The following is a 20,067-nucleotide window of genomic DNA, read 5'->3' on the forward strand; positions in this document are numbered from 1 at the left end:
GCTCACGCGGCGGCCGGCGGGGTCGCGCTCACGCGGCGGCGCCCGTCACGAGCGGGAGCTCACTCCCACTCGATGGTTCCCGGCGGCTTCGAGGTCACGTCGAGCACGACGCGGTTGACCTCGGGCACCTGGTTGGTGATCTTGTTCGAGATCCGCGCGAGCACGTCGTAGGGCACCCGGGTCCAGTCGGCGGTCATCGCGTCCTCGGAGGACACGGGGCGCAGCACCACGGGGTGACCGTAGGTGCGGCCGTCGCCCTGCACACCCACGGAGCGCACGTCGGCGAGCAGCACGACCGGGCACTGCCAGATCTCGGCGTCCAGGCCGGCCGCCGTGAGCTCGGCGCGGGCGATCGCGTCGGCGGCCCGCAGGGTCTCCAGACGATTCTTCGTGACCTCGCCGACGATGCGGATGCCGAGGCCCGGGCCGGGGAACGGCTGGCGGCCCACGATGGCCTCCGGCAGTCCGAGCTCGCGCCCGATCGCCCGCACCTCGTCCTTGAAGAGGTCGCGCAGCGGCTCGACGAGCTCGAACTTCATGTCCTCGGGAAGCCCGCCGACGTTGTGGTGGCTCTTGATGTTCGCGGTACCGGAGCCCCCGCCGGATTCGACCACGTCGGGGTACAGCGTGCCCTGCACGAGGAACTTGATGGGCTCGCCCTCGGCCTTCGCCTCGTCGACGAGCTGGCGCTGCACCTGCTCGAAGGCGCGGATGAACTCGCGGCCGATGATCTTGCGCTTCTCCTCCGGGTCGGTGACGCCCTCGAGGTGGCCGAGGAAGGTCTCCTCGGCGTCGACCGTGATGAGCCGCACGCCGGTCGAGGCGACGTAGTCCTGCTCCACCTGCTCGCGCTCGCCCTGGCGCAGCAGGCCGTGGTCGACGAACACGGCGGTGAGCTGGTCGCCGATCGCCTCGTGCACGAGCGCCGTCGAGACCGCCGAGTCCACGCCGCCCGAGAGCGCCGAGATCACGCGGGCGGATCCGACCTGCTTGCGGATCAGCTCGACCTGCTCGGCGATCACGTTGCCCGCGTTCCAATCAGGGTCGATCCCCGCGACCGTGTGCAGGAAGTTCTCGAGCACCTGCTGCCCGTGATCCGAGTGCCGCACCTCGGGGTGCCACTGCACCCCGTACAGGCGGCGCTCGAGGGAGCCGAACGCGGCGACCGGGGTCACCGCGGTGCGCGCGAGCACGTCGAAGCCCTCGGGGGCCCGCTGCACGGCGTCGCCGTGGCTCATCCACACGTTCTGCGTCTCGGGCTGGCCGCCCAGGATCGCCCCGCCGTCGCCGACCACGAGGGCGTCGGTGGCGCCGTACTCGCGGTCGCCCGTGTTCGCCACCTCGCCGCCGAGCGCGCGCGCCATGACCTGGAAGCCGTAGCAGATGCCGAGGGTCGGCACGCCGAGGTCGAAGATGCTGTCGTCGAACTGCGGGGCCCCCTCCTCATACACCGATGACGGTCCCCCGGAGAGCACGATGCCCAGGGGGTTCTTCTCGCGCACCTCGGCCGCGGTGATCGTGTGCGGGACGAGCTCGGAGAACACCCCCGCTTCGCGAACGCGGCGTGCGATCAGCTGCGCGTACTGCGCGCCGAAGTCAACCACGAGAACCGGGCGATGCCCGGTGTGAGTCTGGTCGGTCATCGAGTGCCTTCCGAGGTCGGGGCGGCGTTCGCCGCGGTGGGGTCAACGAGGGTGGTCTGCGAGGCGCCGCCGCGCGCGCCCGGGAGTGGCGCCCCGCCTCGTCCCGCGTCGCCCGGCCCCGGGCCATCGGCTCCGGCGTCGGCGGACTCGCGGGCGGCAAGGAAACCGTTCACCTCGCGCGCGACGCGCGCCTCGAGGAAGAACGACATGAACGGGATGACGCCGCCGAGGGCGAGCAGCAGGAAGCGCCAGAAGCTCCAGCGCATCGGGCTCCACAGCATGAAGTTCGAGATCAGGTAGACGACGTAGAACCAGCCGTGCGCGATGAGGATCGCTTTGAACAGGTCGAAGCCCTCGCGGGCGAACTCGGCCTCCTGCCCCTTCGGGATCGAGGGGAGGAACTCGGCGAAGCCCGCGGGGGTGAAGAGGAACAGCTCCACGCCGAAGGCGTAGCGCATCACCATCACGGCACAGAGCAGAAGCAGCATGACGCCGGTGATCACGGAGGTGACCTTGTAGACCTTCAGCGCCCGACGGATGCGCAGGTAGTCGGCGGGCTTGGGCTGCAGAACCATATCTTCCATTCTACGTAGGGGGCGAGCTAGGGTGCGACGGCGTCGCGCCCGTCGGCGAGGAGCTTGAGCTCGTGCTCCTTCTCCCAGGCGTCCCGCGCCAGGCGGTACCAGAAGAAGATCGCGAACCCGGCGAAGACCACCCACTCGATCGCGTAGAACACGTTGAGCCAGTTGACCTTCTCGGGCGGGAGCGGCGGCACGGAGTCGATCGCGTCGAGGCCCGCGGAGGCGAGCAGGCCCTCGCCCGCCCCGCCCGAGGCGTGCAGCACGAGGAAGCCCGCGTAGGTGGGACCGTCGACGTCCGACCAGGTGTTGGCGAGGTAGGCCGGCATCATGGTGCGCATGAGGTGCGGGTCCTCGCCCGGGCCGGGGATCTCCGGCCCCTCGGCCGGCATGTAGCGGCCCTCGAGGCGCAGCGGCTCGGCGAAGGCGGGATCCGCCTCGAGCCTCCGCAGCGCCTCCTCGGCCGCGGCGCGGTCCGGTGCCCAGCCGATCGCCACTGCGAGCTGGGCGCCGGCGTCGGCGAGCTCGTCGCCCGTGGCGAGGCGCCCGACGACCCAGACCCCGTTCTCGCCGCCGTTCATGCGCTGCTCGACGAGGCGCGAGTCGCCGGGGACGAAGGCGCCGTCGACGAGTGCGACGACCCCGGCCGCGTCCTCCTTCACGCCCTCCGCGGGCGTCGTGAGGTCGGAGAGGGCGTGCGGGGTCTCGGTGTCGATCGCCTGCTCGGCGTCGATGCGGATGGCGTGGCCCATCTGCCACTGCCCCAGCCAGGCGAACACGGCGGCGACGGCGAGCGCGAGCAGCAGCGCGAGGATCCAGAGCGGCCGGCGCATCACCCGCCCGAGCGTCGGATCCCCCGCGTACGCAGGCCTGCGCTGGGGCGAATGGGTGGTGATGATGCTGCGCTCCTCGACGGGCAGGCCATGACGGGCGAGGCCGTGCCTCTGCAGGCATGATATCGAGGTCTCATGCGTGTTTCCTGACCCGCTCCCCGAGCGCTCACCCCACCGACGAGTCGGGGTCGCTTCGGCACGGCAAAAAAGCGGTTTTCAGGAACTAGCGAACCCCCAAACCCCCCCCCCCCCCCCCCCCCCGGGGGGGGGGGGCCGCCCCCCCCCCCCCCCCCCCCCCCCCCCCCCCCCCCCCCCCCACCCCGATCTCGGACTGGAACCTGAGAGGCCGCGAGCCGGCCATCGGGCCGGCAGCACCCCTAGCGCTCGGCGTGGACGATGCCTACTCGCTGGAACTCCTTGAGCTCCGAGTAGCCGGTCGTCGCCATCGCACGGCGCAGCGCGCCCACGAGGTTCGCCGTCCCGTCGGCCACGTGCGCGGGCCCGCTGACGATCTCCGCGAGCGGCGCGACGCCGCCCACGCGCACGCGCTTGCCGCGCGGCAGGTCGTCGTGGTGCGCCTCCTGCCCCCAGTGCCACCCCTGACCGGGCGCATCCGTCGCGCGTGCGAGGGCGGCGCCGAGCATCACCGCGTCGGCGCCGCAGGCCATCGCCTTGATGAGGTCGCCCGAGGTGCCGAGGCCGCCGTCGGCGATGACGTGCACGTAGCGGCCGCCCGACTCGTCGAGGTAGTCGCTGCGCGCCCCGGCGACGTCGGCGATCGCGGATGCCATCGGCGCGCGGATCCCGAGGGTCGCCCGGGTCGTCGACGAGGCCCCGCCGCCGAAGCCGACGAGCACGCCCGCGGCGCCGGTGCGCATGAGGTGCAGAGCCGACTGGTACGTCGCCGCCCCGCCGACGATCACCGGAACGTCGAGCTCGTAGATGAACTGCTTCAGGTTCAGCGGCTCGCGCCCCTCCACCGAGACGTGCTCGGCCGAGACGGTGTTGCCGCGGATCACGAAGAGGTCGACGCCCGCGCCGATCACGGTCTCCCAGAACTCGGCGGTGCGGTGCGGCGAGAGCGCCCCCGCGACGGTGACGCCCGCCTCCCGGACCTCGCCCAGACGCGCGCGGATCAGGTCGGGCTGGATCGGAGCCGCGTACAGCTCGCGCATGCGCTTGATCGTCGCCTCGTCATCGCCGAGGGAGGCGAGCTCGTCCAGCAGCGGCTGCGGGTCCTCGTGCCGCGTCCACAGCCCTTCGAGGTTCAGCACGCCGAGGCCGCCGAGTCGCCCGAGGGCGATGGCCTGCGCCGGCGACATCACGGAGTCCATCGGCGCGCCCAGCACGGGGATCTCGAACTGGAAGGCGTCGATCGACCATGCGGTCGACACCAGCTCGGGATCCCGGGTGCGCCGGGTGGGCACGATCCCGATCTCATCGAAGGTGTACACGCGGCGGGCGCGCTTGCCCCGGCCGATCTCGATCTCGTTACTCACGAATCAAGCCTGTCTTTCTGCGCGATCAGCGCTTGTAGTTGGGGGCCTCGACGACCATCTGCACGTCGTGCGGGTGGCTCTCCTTCAATCCCGCCGCGGTGATGCGCACGAACTCTCCGCGCTGCTTGAGCTCGTCGACGTTGCGCGCTCCCACGTACATCATCGACTGGCGCAGGCCGCCGATGAGCTGATGGGCGACGGAGCGCAGCGGGCCCCGGTAGGCGATCTGCCCCTCGATGCCCTCGGGGATCAGCTTCTCGTCGCTCGAGGCGTCGGCCTGGAAGTAGCGGTCCTTCGAGTACGAGGTGCGCTCGCCCCGGGTCTGCAGGGCCCCGAGCGATCCCATGCCGCGGTAGTTCTTGTACTGCTTGCCTCCCATGAACACGAGGTCGCCGGGGCTCTCGTCGGTCCCCGCGAACAGCGAGCCGATCATCACGGAGCTCGCGCCGGCGACGAGCGCCTTCGCGACGTCGCCCGAGTACTGCAGGCCGCCGTCGGCGATCACCGGCACTCCTGCGGGAGTCGCCGCCTTCGCGGCCTCGTAGACGGCCGTCACCTGGGGCACGCCGACACCCGCGATGACGCGCGTCGTGCAGATCGAGCCGGGCCCGACACCCACCTTGACCGCGTCGACTCCAGCGTCGATGAGCGCCTTGGCGCCCGCGTAGGTCGCGACGTTGCCGCCGATCACGTCGACGCCCGCGAAGGCGGGGTCGGCCTTGATCTTGGCGATGATGTCGAGCACGCCCTTGCTGTCGCCGTTCGCGGTGTCGACCACGAGCACGTCGACGCCCGCCTCGACGAGCGCTGTGGCGCGCTTCCAGGCGTCCCCGAAGAACCCGACGGCCGCACCCACGCGCAGACGTCCCGCCTCGTCCTTGGCGGCGTTCGGGTACTCCTCCTCCTTGTCGAAGTCCTTGACCGTGATGAGGCCCGTGAGCTTGCCGGTCTCGTCGACCAGGGGCAGCTTCTCGATCTTGTGCTTGCGGAAGAGGTTCGCGGCGTCCTCGCGGCTGATGCCGGCGGGCGCGGTGACGAGCGGCATCCTCGTCATCGCGTCCTCGACGCGCACCTGCGATCGGTCGTTCGGGGCGATGAAGCGCATGTCGCGGTTCGTGATGATCCCGAGCAGCAGGCCCTGCTTGTCGACGACCGGCAGCCCGCTCACGCGGTACTCGCCGCAGAGCGCGTCGACCTCGGCGACGGTCGCGTCGACCGTCGTGGTCACGGGGTTCGTGATCATGCCGGCCTCGCTGCGCTTCACGCGGTCGACCATCTCGGCCTGATCCTGGATGGACAGGTTGCGGTGCAGGATCCCGAGCCCGCCGTTGCGGGCCATCGCCACGGCCATGCGCGTCTCGGTGACGGTGTCCATCGCCGCGGAGATGAGCGGGATGCCGAGCCGGATCCGGCGGGTGAGCTGAGTAGACGTATCCGCCTCGCTCGGGATCACGTCGGTGTGCGCGGGGAGCAGCAGCACGTCGTCGTAGGTGAGACCGGTGAACGCGAAAGGATCACGCTGTTCCATGAGACCTCTTTTTCTGGTCGAAGGCGGAAACGTCGTTGGAGCGGTCGGGATGAGACCCCTGCCATCCATCGTAAACGTTGGCCGGGGCAAAAGTATGCCCGCGGCCGTGACGGCGAGGGCGGTGCGGATCCCGCCCCGCTACGGCCGCGCGCGTCTCCTGCGCAGGCCGTCGGCCGAGAGCAGCACGAGCGCGGCCCAGACGAGGCCGAAACCGATCCAGCGCGCCGGCGGGATGCGCTCCCCGAGGACGAGCCAGCCGATGAGCAGCATGACCGTCGGCCCGACGTACTGGATGAAGCCGAGGGCGACGAGCGGCAGCCGGCGGGCCGCTGCCGCGAACAGCAGCAGCGGGATCGCCGTCGCGATGCCCGCGAGCGAGAAGAGGGCGAGCGTCGAACCGTCGGCCCCCAGGAAGCCGGCGCCGGTGAAGACGGGGATGAGCGCGAGCAGCGCGACCGCCAGGGGCGAGAGCACCAGCGTCTCGACGAAGAGGCCGGGCAGAGCGGGGACGTCGGCCCCGACCTTGCGCTTGAGGTAGCCGTACAGCCCGAAGGAGCAGGCGAGCAGCACCGCGATCCAGGGGAACGTCCCGTAGCCGATCGCGATCGTCACGAACGCGATCACGGTGACCCCGACGGCGCCCCACTGCGCCGCCGTGAGCCGCTCGCCCAGGAGCGCGACGCCGAAGAGCACCGTCACGACCGGGTTGATGAAGTAGCCGAGCGAGGCGTCGACGACGTGCCCCGTGAACGAGGCGATGACGAACACCTGCCAGTTCACGTAGATGACGAGCCCGGCGGCGGCCAGCGTTGCGAGCGCGCTCCGATCTCGAAGGATCGCGGCCACGGGTCCCCACTGCCGCAGGACGGTGAGCAGCAGGCCGCAGAACACGAGGGTGAGCAGGATCCGGCCCGCGACGACCTCGAACGGATCGATGGCGCCCAGCAGCACGAAATAGAGCGGGAGCACACCCCAGAGCAGGTACGCGGTCAGTCCGTATCCGTAGCCCGCCCGTCGATTCACCGCCCCAGTCTAGGGGAGCGCCCCATCGCCCGGATGCGCCGGCAGGCGGAGCGCGACCCGTAGGCTGAACGGATGAGCCACCTCGACCCGCCTCCGAGCAGCGACCCCCGCGACCACCCGATCTCCTTCGCCTCCGACAACTGGGCGGGCGCCCACCCCGAGGTGCTCGAGGCCGTCTTCGCCGCGAACGTCGGTCACACGAGGTCCTACGGCGGCGACCCCTGGACCGTGCAGTTCCAGCAGGTCGCCCGGCGTCTGTTCGGCCCGGATACCGAGGCCCTGCCCGTGCTCAACGGCACGGGGGCGAACGTGCTCTCGCTGCAGGCCGCCCTGCCCCGATGGGGCGCCGTGATCTGCGCGCGGAGCGCCCACATCAACACCGGCGAGACCGGAGCGCCCGAGAAGACGGGAGGCCTCAAGCTGCTCGCCGTCGACGCGCCGGACGGGAAGCTCACCCCGGAGCTCGTCGCGCGCGAGGCGTGGGGATGGGGAGACGAGCACCGCGCGCAGCCGCTCGCCGTCTCGATATCGCAGGCGACGGAGCTCGGCACCTGCTACACGCCGAACGAGGTCGCCGCGCTCGCCGAGCAGGCGCACGCGCACGGCATGGTGCTGCACGTCGACGGTTCGCGGCTCGGAAACGCCGCCGCCCACCTCGGCGTCTCGCTCGCGGAGATCACGAGCGAGGCGGGAGCCGACCTGCTCAGCCTCGGCGGCACGAAGAACGGCCTCCTCGGAGCGGAGGCCGTGGTCGTGCTGCGCCCCGGCGCCGCTCCCGGTCTGCCGTTCCTGCGCAAGACGAATCTGCAGCTGGGCTCCAAGATGCGGTTCGTCTCCGCGCAGCTCACCGCGCTCTACGAGGGCGACCTCTGGCTGCGCTCCGCCGCTCACGCCAACGCGATGGCGGACCGCCTCGCCGCCGGGATCGAGGAGCTTGCGCGCCGCGACGGAGAGACCGGATACGGGATCGCCCACCCCGTCGAGTCGAACGCGGTCTTCGCGTTCATCCCGCCCGAGGCCGCGGCGCGGGCCCGGAAGCGCTTCGCGTTCGGCTCGTGGCCGGAGACACCGGGGCTCTCCCGGTTGATGTGCGCCTTCGACACGCGTCCCGGGCACGTGGACGACCTCCTCGCCGCGCTCGCTGATGAGCGGGCGGAAGGGCGCTGACAGACGGAACGCGGGGCCGGTGCAGTTGCACCGGCCCCGCGTTCCCGGGCCGTTCCGGCGGAGGATCCGCCCGGGGGGGCGTGAGGGGTGGCGACCCCGCGGGTGGGGCGCGCCCAGAGCCCCAGGTTGTGGTCGCCGCCGACCTTCACCTCGGTGCCGCCGAACTTCGAGTAGATCACGACATCGCCGACGTTGACGTCGAGCGGGATGCGGGTGCCGCTGTCGGAGACGCGACCGGGGCCCACGGCCACGACCTCGCCCTCCTGGGGCTTCTCCTTGGCGCTGTCGGGGATGACCAGACCAGACGCGGTGGTCTGCTCGGCCTCGACCTGCTTGATGACGATACGATCTTCGAGCGGCTTGATGGCGACCGACACGGTTGACCTCTTTCTCGGTATGGAAGAAGAATTCGCGAGCGCTCCGTACGGGTGCGCTCCCCCAGCAGTCTAGAGCTCCGGTTGGCACTCTCGCAAGGCGAGTGCCAACGGCGTCGGCCCCCTTCGCCCGCAGCGAACAACGGCCGCCCGGAGGCCCGGCGGAGCCGTGTGGAATACTGGGGTGTACCGATCCCAGGCGTCGCACTCCCGACGATGTCGGCGCTCACCAGGAGGAAGCATGTCATCCCCACTGCCCCCGAACTCGCCTCAGCAGCCGCCCGTGCCGCCGCGACCCGGATCCCAGCCGCCGAGCTACGCCGCTCCGCAGGCGCCCGGCTCGCAGGCCCACCAGCCTCCTCGACCGCCGCAGGGCCCGACGCCGGCGCGTCCGCCGCAGGCCTCGCAGGCGACCACGCTGGGTGCCACGAACACCTTCGCCTTCCTCGCGATCCTCTTCGGCTTCATCTTCCCCATCCTCGGCATCATCTTCGGCCACATGGGGCTCGGACAGGTCAAGCGGACCGGCGACGCGGGCCGCGGCCTCGCGCTCACGGGCCTCATCGTCGGCTACGTGTTCACCGGCCTCCTGCTCCTGTTCTGGGTGCTCTACTTCGGCTTCATCGCGGTCGCGATCGGCAGCGCGCTGTCGTACGAGTCGTACTCCTCCACCTACTGATCCGCGAAGAGCGGGGCGCGGTTCGCCGCTCCGCACTCGCCGCTTCGTCGGCCCCGGGGCTCGCCTCGGGGCCGACGGCTTTCCGGAAGGACGTCGTGTCTGCTGTGCGCACCGCTTCGTCGGGCGAGGCGCTCCCCGGCTGGGAGTTCCTCCTCACCGCCGAGGGCCTGGCGGCGCTGAGTGACGTCGACGCGGCGCTGGCGTCCGGCGAGAACAGCGTCGCCGTCGGCGCCCGGCTCCGCAAGCACGGCGGCTCGCCCGAGCGCGTCGCCGCCCTGCTGACCCAGGCAGAGCTGCGCAGGCGGGCTCGCGGCAAGTTCGGCGCGCTCGCCGAGCGGCTGCTGTTCACGCAGGCCGGCCTCGAACAGGCGACACGTGCACCCGTCGCGGCGCTGCATGCGGAGCGGTTCCGCGACGCGGGCTGCCGCACCGTCGCGGATCTCGGCTGCGGCATCGGGGCCGAGTCGCTCGCCATGCTCGGCGCCGGGCTGTCGGTGCGGGCGGTGGAGCTCGATCCGTTCACGGCGCGGCTCGCCGAGCACAATCTCACCGTCGCGGCGGCGATCCACGGCGCGGCGGGGAACGCTCTCGCGTCGCCGGCCGTGCGGATCGGCGACGCGGAGGCGCTCGGCTCCGCCCTTCGCGCCTCCGCCCCGCCCGCCATCGCGCCGAGGCCCGAGGGCGATGCGGCGCGACCCCCGTGGTCCCTCGACGGCGTCGACGGTGTCTTCCTCGACCCCGCCCGCAGAACGTCCGGCCATCGCGACACGAGGCGGCTGGCCGCCCCCGAGGACTACTCCCCCTCGCTGACCTTCGCCTTCGGCCTCGCCGAACGATTCCCGACCGGTGTCAAGCTCGGCCCCGGCCTCGACCGGGAGCTCATCCCCGACGACGCTGAGGCGCAGTGGGTGTCGGCGGACGGGCAACTCGTCGAGACCGGCCTGTGGTTCGGCTCCGTCGCGCGCCCCGGGGTCCGCCGTTCGGCCTTGGTGCTGCGCGGAGACGAGACCGCGGAGCTCACCGCCGCGGGCGACGCCCCGGACCCCGGGCACGGGCCGCTCGGCGAGTTCCTCTACGAACCCGACGGAGCCGTGATCCGGGCGAGGCTCATCGGCTTGCTGGCGGAGCGGATCGGTGCGCGCACGGTGAGCGACGGGATCGCGTACCTCTCGGGGGAGCGTCTCGTGCGCACGCCCTTCGCGCAGGCCTTCCGCATCGTGGAGCAGCTGCCCGCGCGCGAGAAGGAGCTCCGCCGCGCACTCGTCGCGCGGGATGTCGGCGTGCTCGAGATCAAGAAGCGCGGGGCCGACGTCGACCCGGCGGCGCTGCGCAAAAGGCTGCGTCTGCGCGGCTCGCAGAGCGCGACGCTCTTCCTCACCCGCGTCTCGGGCAGGCACGTCGCGCTGCTCGCTGAGCGGGCGTGAGGCGGCCTCACCGGTACCCGGGATCGCGCGGCCTCACCGGCACCGGAACCGCGCAACGGCAGCGGATGCCGCGGAGTCCCCGCCCGTCCGATAGACAGAGGGAGCCCCGGCCGTCGGCCGGGACTCCCTCTGCGTTCGAGCAGACGCCGCTCAGTAGCCGTACTCCGAGAACGCCGCCGCGAGGATGACCGCCGCGACGATCCACCAGATGATCGAGAAGACGATCGCGGCGCCGCCGGTGATGATGCCGGTGAGCGACATGCCCTTCGACTGACGCTTGCGCAGCGCGAGGATGCCGAACACCAGACCGAGGACGCCGAGGATCAGGCCGACGACCGGCACGAGCCACGAGAAGATCGCGAGGCCCGCGATACCGGTGATGAGGCCCGCGATCGCGAGGCCCTTCGACTCCGTCGCCGCGGGGGCGGCGCCGTACGCGGGCGCCTGCGGAGCGCCGTAGCTCGGCACCTGGGGCGCGGAGGGCGCCTGGGGAGCGCCGGGAGCCTGCGGAGCACTCGATGTCTGGGGCGGCACGGGAGCGCCGGGGGCCTCGGGCGCCGAGGGCGCCTGCGGCGCCGACGGGGGCTCGGGGGTGCTGCCGGCGGCCGGAGCGTTCTGCTCGGGCTGCTCGTTGTTCTCCGGCTCGTTGCCGGGCAGGTTGCTGGACATGGTCGCTCCTTCTCCCAGGGAAACTCGACGGGGCATCCGCCCCGGCCATCAATCGTACCGGTCGGATGGATGACGCGGGGATTTCCGGCGGCGCAGCGCAGGATTCGTCCCTGGTCCCCCGGCGCCGCGGATCGCGGCGCAGCGCCTCCGACTCGGGATCAGGCCTGGATCTCGGTGACGGGAAGGGTCGAGTCCGCGCCGAAGTCGAGACCGGAGGGCGGACGGCCCGCGGCGACGAGCTGCGCCCCCAGGGAGGCGATCATGGCGCCGTTATCCGTGCAGAGCGAGAGCGGCGGGATCCGCAGGGCGATGCCCTCGTCCGCGGCGCGCTGCTCGGCCAGCTCGCGGACGCGGGCGTTCGCGACGACTCCGCCGCCGAGCAGCAGCCGGGGCACTCCGAGATCCCGGCACGCGGCCACGGCCTTCCCGATCAGCACGTCGGCGACGGCCTCGCGGAAGCCCGCCGCGACATCCGCGACCGGCACCTCCTCCCCCGCGTCGCGGCGCTTCTCGACCCAGCGGGCCACCGAGGTCTTGAGCCCGGAGAAGGAGAAGTCGTACCGGTGGCGCTCCAGATCGGCTGGACGGGTGAGACCCCGGGGGAAGCGGATCGCGTCGGGATCGCCGTCGGCGGCGACGCGATCGATGTGGGGCCCGCCGGGGTAGGGCAGCCCGAGCAGCCGGGCGACCTTGTCGAAGGCCTCGCCCGCGGCGTCGTCGATGGTCTCGCCGAGCAGTTCGACGTCTCCAATGAGGTCGCGCACCAGCAGGAGCGACGTGTGCCCGCCCGAGACGAGCAGGGCGACGGTGGGCAGCTCGAGCTCCCCCACCGTGCTGATGGCGCCGTGTCGACCGCTCGCGGGCCGCAGGCCCTCCCCCTGCAGCAGATCGGCGCCCACGTGCCCGACGAGGTGGTTCACCGCGTAGAGAGGGGTGCCGAGCGAGAGCGCGAGAGCCTTCGCCGCTGCGACGCCGACCATGAGTGCACCGGCGAGGCCCGGCCCGCTCGTCACGGCGACGGCGTCGAGCTCCTCGAGCCGGATCCCGGCGTCGGCGACGGCGCGCTCGATGGTCGGGCGCAGCGCCTCCAGGTGGGCGCGCGCGGCGACCTCGGGCACGACGCCGCCGAACCGGGCGTGCTCGTCCATCGAGGAGGCGACGGCGTTGGCCAGCAGGGTGCGACCCCGCACGATCCCGATGCCGGTCTCGTCGCAGCTCGTCTCAATGCCCAGGACGAGGGGCTCGGCGGCCGCACCGCGGGGGCTCTCGGCGATGCTCGTCATACGCGCTCCTTCATGTCCAGACGCATCACGATGGCGTCGATCCCTTCGGGCTGGTAATACCGGGGGCGCACCCCGATCTCGGCGAAGCCCAGTGAGAGGTAGAGGCCCCTCGCGGTCGGATTGTCGGCGCGCACCTCGAGGAACACCTCCCGGACGCCCCGGGACGCGGCCTCGTCGAGCAGGGCGTTCATGATCCGCCTGCCGTGCCCGGCGCCTCGCGCGTGCGGCTCGACGGCGATCGTCTGGATGTCGCCCTCGGCGCCCACCGCGAGGAGCCCGCCGTACCCGTGCACGGCCCCGGCCTCGTCCACGAGGGCGAAGTAGCATCGGTGCGCCGCGGTGAGCTCCTCGCGCATCATCGAGAGGCTCCAGGCCTCGCCCCGGAACACGCTCGACTCGATCGCCCAGATCGCGTCGAGGTCGGCCTCCGTCGCCGGGCGCAGCACCAGCCCTGCAGCCGGATCGGCCGGGTCGGCCGCTCCGGCCGATTCGCCCGCCGTGCGGCCCGCGTCCCCGCTCAGCGGCTCCCCGCCCGCCGCGCGGCCCGCCGTGAGCTCGCTCACGCGCTCACCCGTTTCACCGCGGAGGGCTGCTTGACGTCGGGCGCGCGGAGGTAGAGCGCCTGCTCCGCCTCGAAACGGCGCCCGGACGCGAGCCTTCTTGCCGCGAGCTGCACGAGCCTCGCGGCGGGGATCCGCTCGGGCCAGACCTCGTTCCTGGCCTCCCGGTACTCCGCGCGTGGCACGAGATGCGGTTCTTCGCTGCGCACGGGCACCCCGGCCCAGTCGAGGCCCGAGTACTCCGTGACGAACAGCTCGCGACGACGGGCGTCCTGCACGACGCGCACCCCGGAGGCGGCGCCGGCCTCGAGCACGGCGAGGGCCACGGCCTCGTGCCCCTGCAGCGGCAGCAGCGGAACGCCCCTGCCGAGCGCGAAGGCCTGCGCTGCCGCGATGCCGACGCGCAGGCCGGTGAACGGACCGGGGCCTACGCCGATGACCACTCCGGTCACCGCGGAGACCGTGGCTCCGCTCGCCGCGAAGACCCGGGCGAGCAGCCCGCCGATCGCCTCGGCGTGCCGCCGCGGATCGTCGCTGACCGCCTCGTACACGCGACCCGATACGCCGAGCGCGACGCTCGTGCCGAGCGCGGTGTCGATCGCGAGGAGGGCGCCCGCCCCCTGCTCTTCGGCCTCCAGGACCCGCTCGACGGGGCTCGCGCTGAGCATCTCGACCGCGTTCGAGGCGCTCACCGCGGCACCCCCCGGGCCCAGCGGGGTCCGTAGCCCCGCACCGAGACCAGCCGGGTCTCGATCGGCGCCTCCGACCAGTCGGGCTCGTCGCCCTCGCCCGGCGCGGTCGCACCGGTCGTGACGTCGGCGGCGGCACCATCGTCGGTCGCACCGTTGTCGGTCGCAGCGCCGTCGGTCGCATCGGGGTGGGACCCCGCGCGTGCCCCGGCTCCCGTGGGCCGCTCGATGACGATCTCGAGCCACGACCCCCGCTCCTCGACGAGACCGGAGCCCCACTCCGCGACGACCACCGAGCCCTCGTAGTCGAGGTCGAGGTCGTCGAGCTCGGTCGCATCCGCCAGGCGATAGGCGTCGACGTGGACGAGCGGGGGGCCGCCGACCTGCGAGGGGTGCGTGCGGGCGAGCACGAACGTCGGGCTCGTGACGGGACCGCGGACGCCGAGCCCCTCGCCGATGCCCCGGGTCAGCGTCGTCTTGCCCGCGCCCAGCGGACCGGTCAGGACCACGAGGTCGCCGGCTGCGAGCCGCTCGCCGAAGCGCCGCCCGAGGTCGTGCATCTGCTCGGGATCGTCGACCTCGACGCGCCACTCCGCGCCCGGGGCCCCGCCGTCGATGTCGGCTGCGCCGACGCCCTCGGCCGCCGCGGCGACATCCTCTGCCGCATCGTCGCCGTCCACCGGCACCCGCACCACGCGCTGGCCGATCCCCGCGACCACCTCGTAGTTGATCGTGCGCAGCAGCTCGGCCCACAGCTCGACCGGGGTGACGCCCCGCTCGGGATCGCCGAACAGCACGACGGGCTCGCCGATGCCGATTCGGCTGCCGAGCGCGCCCAGGTCCACGATGAACTGGTCCATGCCGATCCTTCCGACGATCGGGCAGTGCGCGCCGGCCACCGTGACCGTCGCCCCGGCGCCGTTGAGCGCGCGCGGCATCCCGTCGGCGTAGCCGACGGGCACGAGACCCAGCGTCGTGTCGCTCTGGCAGACGTGATTGAAGCCGTAGGAGACGCCGGTGCCGGCCGGCACGCTGCGCAGGGCGACGATCTCCGACTTCAGCGTCATCGCCGGGATCAGTCCGAGCTGGGCCGACGTCCGATCGGGGAACGGGCTGAGACCGTAGACCGCCACGCCGACCCGCACCGTGTTGTAGTGCAGGTGCGGCGACGAGAGCATGGCCGCGCTCGCCGCGAGGTGGATCATCTCGGGCTCGACGCCGGCGGCCCGCAGCCGCGCCACCGCGTCGTCGAACACCCGGGCCTGCGCGCGGTCGTTCTCGGGGCCCGCGTTCGCGAGGTGGCTGAAGATGCCGCGCACCCGGAGCAGGCCCGATCCCTGCAGCTGCGCGGCCCGCGTGAAGATCTCGTCCCAGAGGGACGGGGGCAGGCCGTTGCGGCTGAGACCCGTGTCGATCTTGAGCTGGACTACCGCGGTGCTGTCGAGGCGACGCGCGGCCTCGGCCACGGCCTCCAGCTGCTGCGGGGTGCTGACGCCGATCTCGATACCGCGCTCCACGCCCTCCGAGAAGTCGGCGCGTGAGCCGTGCAGCCAGCAGAGCAGCGGCGCTTCGAGCCCCTCGTCGCGCAGCTGCACCGCCTCCTCGAGGTCGGCGACGGCGATGAGGTCGGCCCCGCCCTGGACCGCTGCGCGCGCGACGATCCCGGCGCCGTGGCCGTACCCGTTCGCCTTCACCACGGCGATGATCGCTCCCCCCGTGCGCTTCCGGATCGAGCGCACGTTGTGCCTGATCGCCGGCAGCGATATCTCCGCGACGCGCATCGATCCGGTTCTCATCGGGGGTCTCCGATTCTGTTGTGGTGGTGGTGCGGTTCCGAGGCTACCGCGCGCCGCTGACATCCGTCTCGACCACGACGAAGGCGGTCGCCACCCCGCCGTCGTGCGTCATCGAGAGGTGGGCGCGGTCCGCTCCGCGCCGCCGCAGCTCCGCGAGGAGGCGGGCCGTGGGCTCGAAGCTCGGCGCGCGATCCCCGTCCCTGACCACCGACATGTCGTGCCACCCCAGGCCGCCCGAATCGCCGAGCGCCTTGATCAGCGCCTCTTTCGCGGCGAACCGGGCCGCGAGGGAGGCGAGGGGCAGCGTCCGCTCGCCCTCGGTGAAGAGTCGGCTGCGCAGCGCCGGGGTGCGCTCGAGCTGGCCGGCGAAGCGGCCGATGTCGACGGTGTCGACGCCGATCCCGACGATCACTGAGCGCCTCTCGCCGCGCTACTCGACCGTGACCGACTTGGCGAGGTTGCGGGGCTGGTCGACGTCGAGCCCCTTCGCGGCCGAGAGCTCGAGGGCGAACCACTGCAGCGGGATCACCTGCAGCAGCGGCTCGAAGAGGACGTCGGTCAGCGGCAGGCGGATCACGTCGTCCGCGAACGGCAGCACCGAGGTGTCGCCCTTCTCGACGATGGCGATCACCCGGGCGCCGCGGGCGCGGATCTCCTGGATGTTCGAGACGACCTTCGAGTGCATGAGCGGCGAGGTCCGCGGGCTCGGCACGAGCACGAAGACGGGCTGACCGTGGTCGATCAGGGCGATCGGGCCGTGCTTCAGCTCTCCCGCCGCGAAGCCCTCGGCGTGGATGTAGGCGATCTCCTTGAGCTTGAGCGCTCCCTCGAGCGCCGTCGGGTAGCCCACGTGCCGGCCGAGGAAGAGCACCGAGCGGGTGTCTGCCATCCAGTGGGCGAGCTGCGCGATCTGATCGTGCGTGTCGACGGCCTCGCCGAGCAGCCCGGGCAGCTCCTCCAGCTGCTCGGCCGCCCGCCGGGCGTCGTCGCCGCTCAGGGTGCCGCGCACGCGGCCAAGGTGGAGGCCGATCAGGTAGAGGGCGGTGATCTGCGCGACGAACGCCTTCGTCGAGGCCACGGCGACCTCGGGGCCCGCGTGGGTGTACACGGCGGCATCCGACTCCCGGGGGATCGTCGCGCTCTGCGTGTTGCAGACGGAGACCGTCGTGACGCCGCGCTCGATCGCGTACTTCACGGCCATGAGGGTGTCCATCGTCTCGCCCGACTGGCTCACCGAGATCAGCAGCGTGCGGTCGGACAGCACGGGATCCCGGTACCGGAACTCGTGGCTCAGCTGCACCTCGACGGGCACCCGCGCCCACTGCTCGATCGCGTACGTGCCGATCATGCCCGCGTAGGAGGCGGTGCCGCAGGCGATGATGACGATCCGGTCGATCTCGCGCAGGAGGTCGTCCCCGAGAGCCGTGAGCTCCGGGATCTCGACGTGCCCATCGACCAGGCGCCCGCGCACGGTGTTGGCGACCGCCTCCGGCTGCTCGGTGATCTCCTTCGCCATGAAGGAGGACCAGCCGCCCTTGTCGGCCGCGGCGGCGTCCCAGGCCACCTCGTACTCCGTGAAGGCGACCGGATTGCCCGCGAAGTCCGTGATGCGGACCTCGTCGGCGGTGATGATGGCGATATTGTCCTCGTCCACGGCCACGGCGCGCTGCGTGAAGCCGACGAACGCGGCCACGTCGGAGCCGAGGAAGTTCTCGCCCTCCCCCAGGCCGACGACGAGCGGCGAGTGGTGCCGGGCGGAGACCACCTTGCCCGGCTCGTCGCGGTGCATCGCGAGGAGCGTGAAGGTGCCCTCGAGCCGCGCGACGACCGAGCGGAAGGCCGTCTCGAGGTCGCCGAGGCGGGCCACCTCGATGCCGAGCAGCGCGGCCACGACCTCCGTGTCCGTCTCGCTGAGCAGCTCGATACCCGCGGCGTCGACCTCGCTGCGCAGCTCGGCGAAGTTCTCGACAATGCCGTTGTGGATCAGCGCGAGCCGGCCATCGTCCCCGAGGTGCGGGTGCGCGTTCTGGTCGGTCGGGCCGCCGTGCGTCGCCCACCGGGTGTGCCCGATGCCGGTGCTCCCGGCGGCGACGGGGCTGGCCTCGAGCAGCTCTTCCAGCCGCACCAGCTTCCCGGAGCGCTTGCGCACGGCCACCTCGCCCGAGGAGTCGAGCACCGCGATGCCCGCCGAGTCGTAACCGCGATACTCGAGGCGGCGGAGCCCGCTGATCAAGACATCCACGGTGTCATTCGGGCCAACATATCCGACGATTCCACACATGTGGACCAGTTTAGTGGCACGATGAGTACCGATGAGCGAGATCAGCACCGACACGCACGCCCTTATCCGGCCCGATATCACCTCTCCCTTCACGGAGATCGGCAGAGCGGAGTGGTCGAGGCTGGCCGGCGAGACCCCCATGCCCCTGACGGAGCAGGAGATCCAGGCGTTCCGCGGCCTGGGCGAGCCCCTCGACATGGCCGAGGTCAGCGAGGTCTACCGTCCGCTCAGCCGGCTCATCAACCAGTACGCGATCGCCACGCGACAGATGCATCGCCGCACCCGCGGCTTCCTGCGCCGCGACGACGAGACGCAGAGCCCCTTCGTCATCGGAATCGCCGGATCCGTCGCCGTCGGCAAGTCGACGGTCGCGAGGATCCTGCGCGACCTGCTCGCCCGCTGGCCCGAGACGCCGAACGTGCAGCTCATCGCGACCGACGGGTTCCTGCTGCCGAACGCCGAGCTCGAGCGGCGCGGCATCGCGCACCGCAAGGGCTTCCCCGAGTCCTACGACCGCCGCGCGCTGCTGCGGTTCGTCACGCAGGTCAAGGCCGGCGTCGAAGAGGTGCGGGCCCCGCACTACAGCCACCTGCTCTACGACATCGTGCCCGGCGAGTACACGTCCGTGCGCCGCCCCGACATCCTCATCGTCGAGGGCCTCAACGTGCTGCAGCCGGCCTCCATGGAGCACCCGCTCGCGGTGAGCGACCTCTTCGACTTCTCGGTCTACGTCGACGCCCGCACCTCCGACATCCAGCGCTGGTACCAGAGCCGCTTCCTGCGCCTGCGCGAGAGCGCCTTCAGCGACCCGAGCTCGCACTTCCGCCGCTTCGCCGGCCTCGACGACGACGCGGCGCTCGCGCTCGCCGACGAGTTCTGGGTCAACATCAACGAGCCGAACCTCATCGAGAACATCCGCCCCACTCGGGCGCGCGCCACCCTCGTGCTGCGCAAGGAGGCCGACCACCGGGTGCAGAAGGTGCTCCTCCGCAAGCTCTAGGTGCGGCGCGGTCCCGTGCGGAACCGCGGCCTCCGTCGCGGGGCGGAGGCGGAAATCCCCCGAGAGGGGGAACCGGGCGACGCCCTCAGGAGCAAGGCTGGGGGTATGGACACCGGCTCTCTCCCCTCGCAGAATCCGCTCCCCACCCGCGTTCCCTGGGCGGCGGTGACCGTCTACGCCGCCCTCGCCTGCGCCCTCGCCTGGCTGGCGGTGCTCCCCCTGTGGCTCGGAGACGGGCTCGAATCCCCGCTCTTCCTCCTGCTCCTGCCCGTGATGATGTACACGCCGGCGATCGCCGCCCTCTTCGTGGTCTTCGTCATGGTCAGGCCGACGCGGAGGGCGCGCTACCTCGGGCTCGTGCCGTTCCGCCCCGTCGGTCGCAAGATCGCACTCTTCCTGCTGTGGCCGGCGTTCTGGCTGGTCACCGGGTTCGGCGCCTTCCTGCTCGCGGTCTGGTTCGGCTGGACGACGCCGGACTGGTCGCTGTCCGCGATCTCCTCGATGCTGCCGCCCGGCGCGTCGACCGAGGTGTATCTGGGGATCAGCTTCGCCGCGCTGCCGCTCAACACGATCATCGCCACGCTCGCCGCGTTCGGCGAGGAGCTCGGCTGGCGGGGCTTCTTGACGACGGCGCTGGCCCCGCTCGGATTCTGGCCCACCGCGCTGATCACCGGAGTGCTGTGGGGCGTCTGGCACGCGCCGATCATCATGCTCGGCTACAACTACCTCCGCCCCGACTGGACGGGGGTCGCGTGGATGTGCGGCTTCACCCTGTTCGTCGGCGTGCTGCTGCAGTGGTCGCGCTACTGGACGGGCAACGTCTGGCCGGCGGCGGTCGGCCACGGCGCGCTCAACGCCGCAACGCCCCTGACGCTGCTCTGGATCACGCCGGACGCGGATCCCGCGGTCGCGACCGCGCTCGGCGTTCCCGGCTGGATCGCGATGGGTATCGCGATCCTCCTCCTCTTCACCGCCGGCGTGCTCGGGCGACGAGGGGCTCGCCTCACCGCGGGCCCGGAAGCGCGCCGCTCCTGACCGCCT

Annotated in this window: 18 protein-coding genes and 1 pseudogene; 5 read left to right on the forward strand and 14 right to left on the reverse strand. The window is 72.0% G+C overall.

What is annotated here, in order from left to right:
* Positions 1-59: 59 nt before the first annotated feature.
* From guaA to rarD, 6 genes are all read right to left on the reverse strand, one after another.
* Positions 60-1,643, reverse strand: a complete 1,584-nt coding sequence (gene guaA / locus JD276_RS11880; protein WP_200115868.1) for a glutamine-hydrolyzing GMP synthase — start codon at positions 1,641-1,643, stop codon at positions 60-62.
* On the reverse strand, positions 1,640-2,218 hold the full coding sequence (locus JD276_RS11885) for a DUF3817 domain-containing protein (RefSeq protein ID WP_200115869.1): 579 nt from the start codon (positions 2,216-2,218) through the stop codon (positions 1,640-1,642). The genes guaA and JD276_RS11885 overlap by 4 nt, the downstream gene beginning before the upstream one ends.
* A 26-nt stretch (positions 2,219-2,244) precedes the next feature.
* Complete coding sequence (locus JD276_RS11890) at positions 2,245-3,054, reverse strand: SURF1 family cytochrome oxidase biogenesis protein (RefSeq protein WP_200115896.1); 810 nt, start codon at positions 3,052-3,054, stop codon at positions 2,245-2,247.
* Between the two features lie 377 nt (positions 3,055-3,431).
* Positions 3,432-4,553 (reverse strand): GuaB3 family IMP dehydrogenase-related protein, encoded by a 1,122-nt coding sequence (locus tag JD276_RS11895; protein WP_200115870.1) that lies wholly within the window; start codon positions 4,551-4,553, stop codon positions 3,432-3,434.
* A 25-nt stretch (positions 4,554-4,578) separates the two neighbouring features.
* On the reverse strand, positions 4,579-6,081 hold the full coding sequence (guaB, locus tag JD276_RS11900; RefSeq protein WP_200115871.1) for an IMP dehydrogenase: 1,503 nt from the start codon (positions 6,079-6,081) through the stop codon (positions 4,579-4,581).
* Positions 6,082-6,219: 138 nt separating this feature from the next.
* The gene (gene rarD, locus JD276_RS11905; RefSeq protein WP_200115872.1) at positions 6,220-7,104 is read right to left on the reverse strand and encodes an EamA family transporter RarD; all 885 of its coding nucleotides are present in this window, start codon (positions 7,102-7,104) and stop codon (positions 6,220-6,222) included.
* A gap of 72 nt (positions 7,105-7,176) precedes the next feature.
* Between rarD and JD276_RS11910 the strand changes: the two genes are divergently transcribed.
* Positions 7,177-8,271: a threonine aldolase family protein gene (locus JD276_RS11910; protein WP_200115873.1), complete on the forward strand. Its 1,095-nt coding sequence runs from the start codon at positions 7,177-7,179 to the stop codon at positions 8,269-8,271.
* Positions 8,272-8,357: 86 nt separating this feature from the next.
* Here JD276_RS11910 and groES read toward each other — a convergent pair.
* Positions 8,358-8,648: pseudogene (gene groES, locus JD276_RS11915) on the reverse strand (co-chaperone GroES); the annotation flags it as partial.
* A 238-nt stretch (positions 8,649-8,886) separates the two neighbouring features.
* Between groES and JD276_RS11920 the strand changes: the two are divergent.
* Positions 8,887-9,324: a DUF4190 domain-containing protein gene (locus tag JD276_RS11920; protein WP_200115874.1), complete on the forward strand. Its 438-nt coding sequence runs from the start codon at positions 8,887-8,889 to the stop codon at positions 9,322-9,324.
* 95 nt (positions 9,325-9,419) lie between these two features.
* Positions 9,420-10,748, forward strand: a complete 1,329-nt coding sequence (locus JD276_RS11925) for a THUMP-like domain-containing protein (RefSeq protein WP_307866553.1) — start codon at positions 9,420-9,422, stop codon at positions 10,746-10,748.
* A 150-nt stretch (positions 10,749-10,898) separates the two neighbouring features.
* Here the strand turns inward: JD276_RS11925 and JD276_RS11930 are convergent, their stop codons facing one another.
* The 7 genes from JD276_RS11930 to glmS all read right to left on the reverse strand — a co-directional run bounded on the left by JD276_RS11930 (position 10,899) and on the right by glmS (position 18,026).
* Positions 10,899-11,417 (reverse strand): DUF4190 domain-containing protein, encoded by a 519-nt coding sequence (locus JD276_RS11930; RefSeq protein ID WP_200115875.1) that lies wholly within the window; start codon positions 11,415-11,417, stop codon positions 10,899-10,901.
* Between the two features lie 158 nt (positions 11,418-11,575).
* Entirely contained in the window at positions 11,576-12,700 is a 1,125-nt protein-coding gene (tsaD, locus tag JD276_RS11935; RefSeq protein ID WP_200115876.1) for a tRNA (adenosine(37)-N6)-threonylcarbamoyltransferase complex transferase subunit TsaD, read from the reverse strand.
* The gene (gene rimI, locus JD276_RS11940; protein ID WP_307866554.1) at positions 12,697-13,263 is read right to left on the reverse strand and encodes a ribosomal protein S18-alanine N-acetyltransferase; all 567 of its coding nucleotides are present in this window, start codon (positions 13,261-13,263) and stop codon (positions 12,697-12,699) included. The genes tsaD and rimI overlap by 4 nt, the downstream gene beginning before the upstream one ends.
* A complete protein-coding gene (tsaB, locus tag JD276_RS11945; protein WP_307866555.1) occupies positions 13,260-13,952 on the reverse strand; it encodes a tRNA (adenosine(37)-N6)-threonylcarbamoyltransferase complex dimerization subunit type 1 TsaB in 693 nt (230 codons plus the stop codon). The genes rimI and tsaB overlap by 4 nt, the downstream gene beginning before the upstream one ends.
* Positions 13,949-15,745 (reverse strand): alanine racemase, encoded by a 1,797-nt coding sequence (gene alr, locus JD276_RS11950; RefSeq protein ID WP_233615646.1) that lies wholly within the window; start codon positions 15,743-15,745, stop codon positions 13,949-13,951. The genes tsaB and alr overlap by 4 nt, the downstream gene beginning before the upstream one ends.
* Before the next feature lie 43 nt (positions 15,746-15,788).
* Entirely contained in the window at positions 15,789-16,157 is a 369-nt protein-coding gene (locus tag JD276_RS11955; RefSeq protein WP_200115877.1) for a holo-ACP synthase, read from the reverse strand.
* A gap of 18 nt (positions 16,158-16,175) precedes the next feature.
* Positions 16,176-18,026, reverse strand: a complete 1,851-nt coding sequence (gene glmS, locus JD276_RS11960) for a glutamine--fructose-6-phosphate transaminase (isomerizing) (protein ID WP_200115878.1) — start codon at positions 18,024-18,026, stop codon at positions 16,176-16,178.
* 31 nt (positions 18,027-18,057) lie between these two features.
* Here glmS and coaA point away from each other — a divergent pair, with 31 nt between their 5' ends.
* Complete coding sequence (coaA, locus tag JD276_RS11965; RefSeq protein ID WP_200115879.1) at positions 18,058-19,026, forward strand: type I pantothenate kinase; 969 nt, start codon at positions 18,058-18,060, stop codon at positions 19,024-19,026.
* A 105-nt stretch (positions 19,027-19,131) separates the two neighbouring features.
* Positions 19,132-20,061 (forward strand): CPBP family intramembrane glutamic endopeptidase, encoded by a 930-nt coding sequence (locus JD276_RS11970; protein WP_200115880.1) that lies wholly within the window; start codon positions 19,132-19,134, stop codon positions 20,059-20,061.
* The last annotated feature ends 6 nt before the right edge of the window (positions 20,062-20,067 follow it).

It is taken from the genome of Leucobacter chromiisoli (genome assembly GCF_016522505.1).
Lineage (GTDB): Bacteria > Actinomycetota > Actinomycetes > Actinomycetales > Microbacteriaceae > Leucobacter > Leucobacter chromiisoli.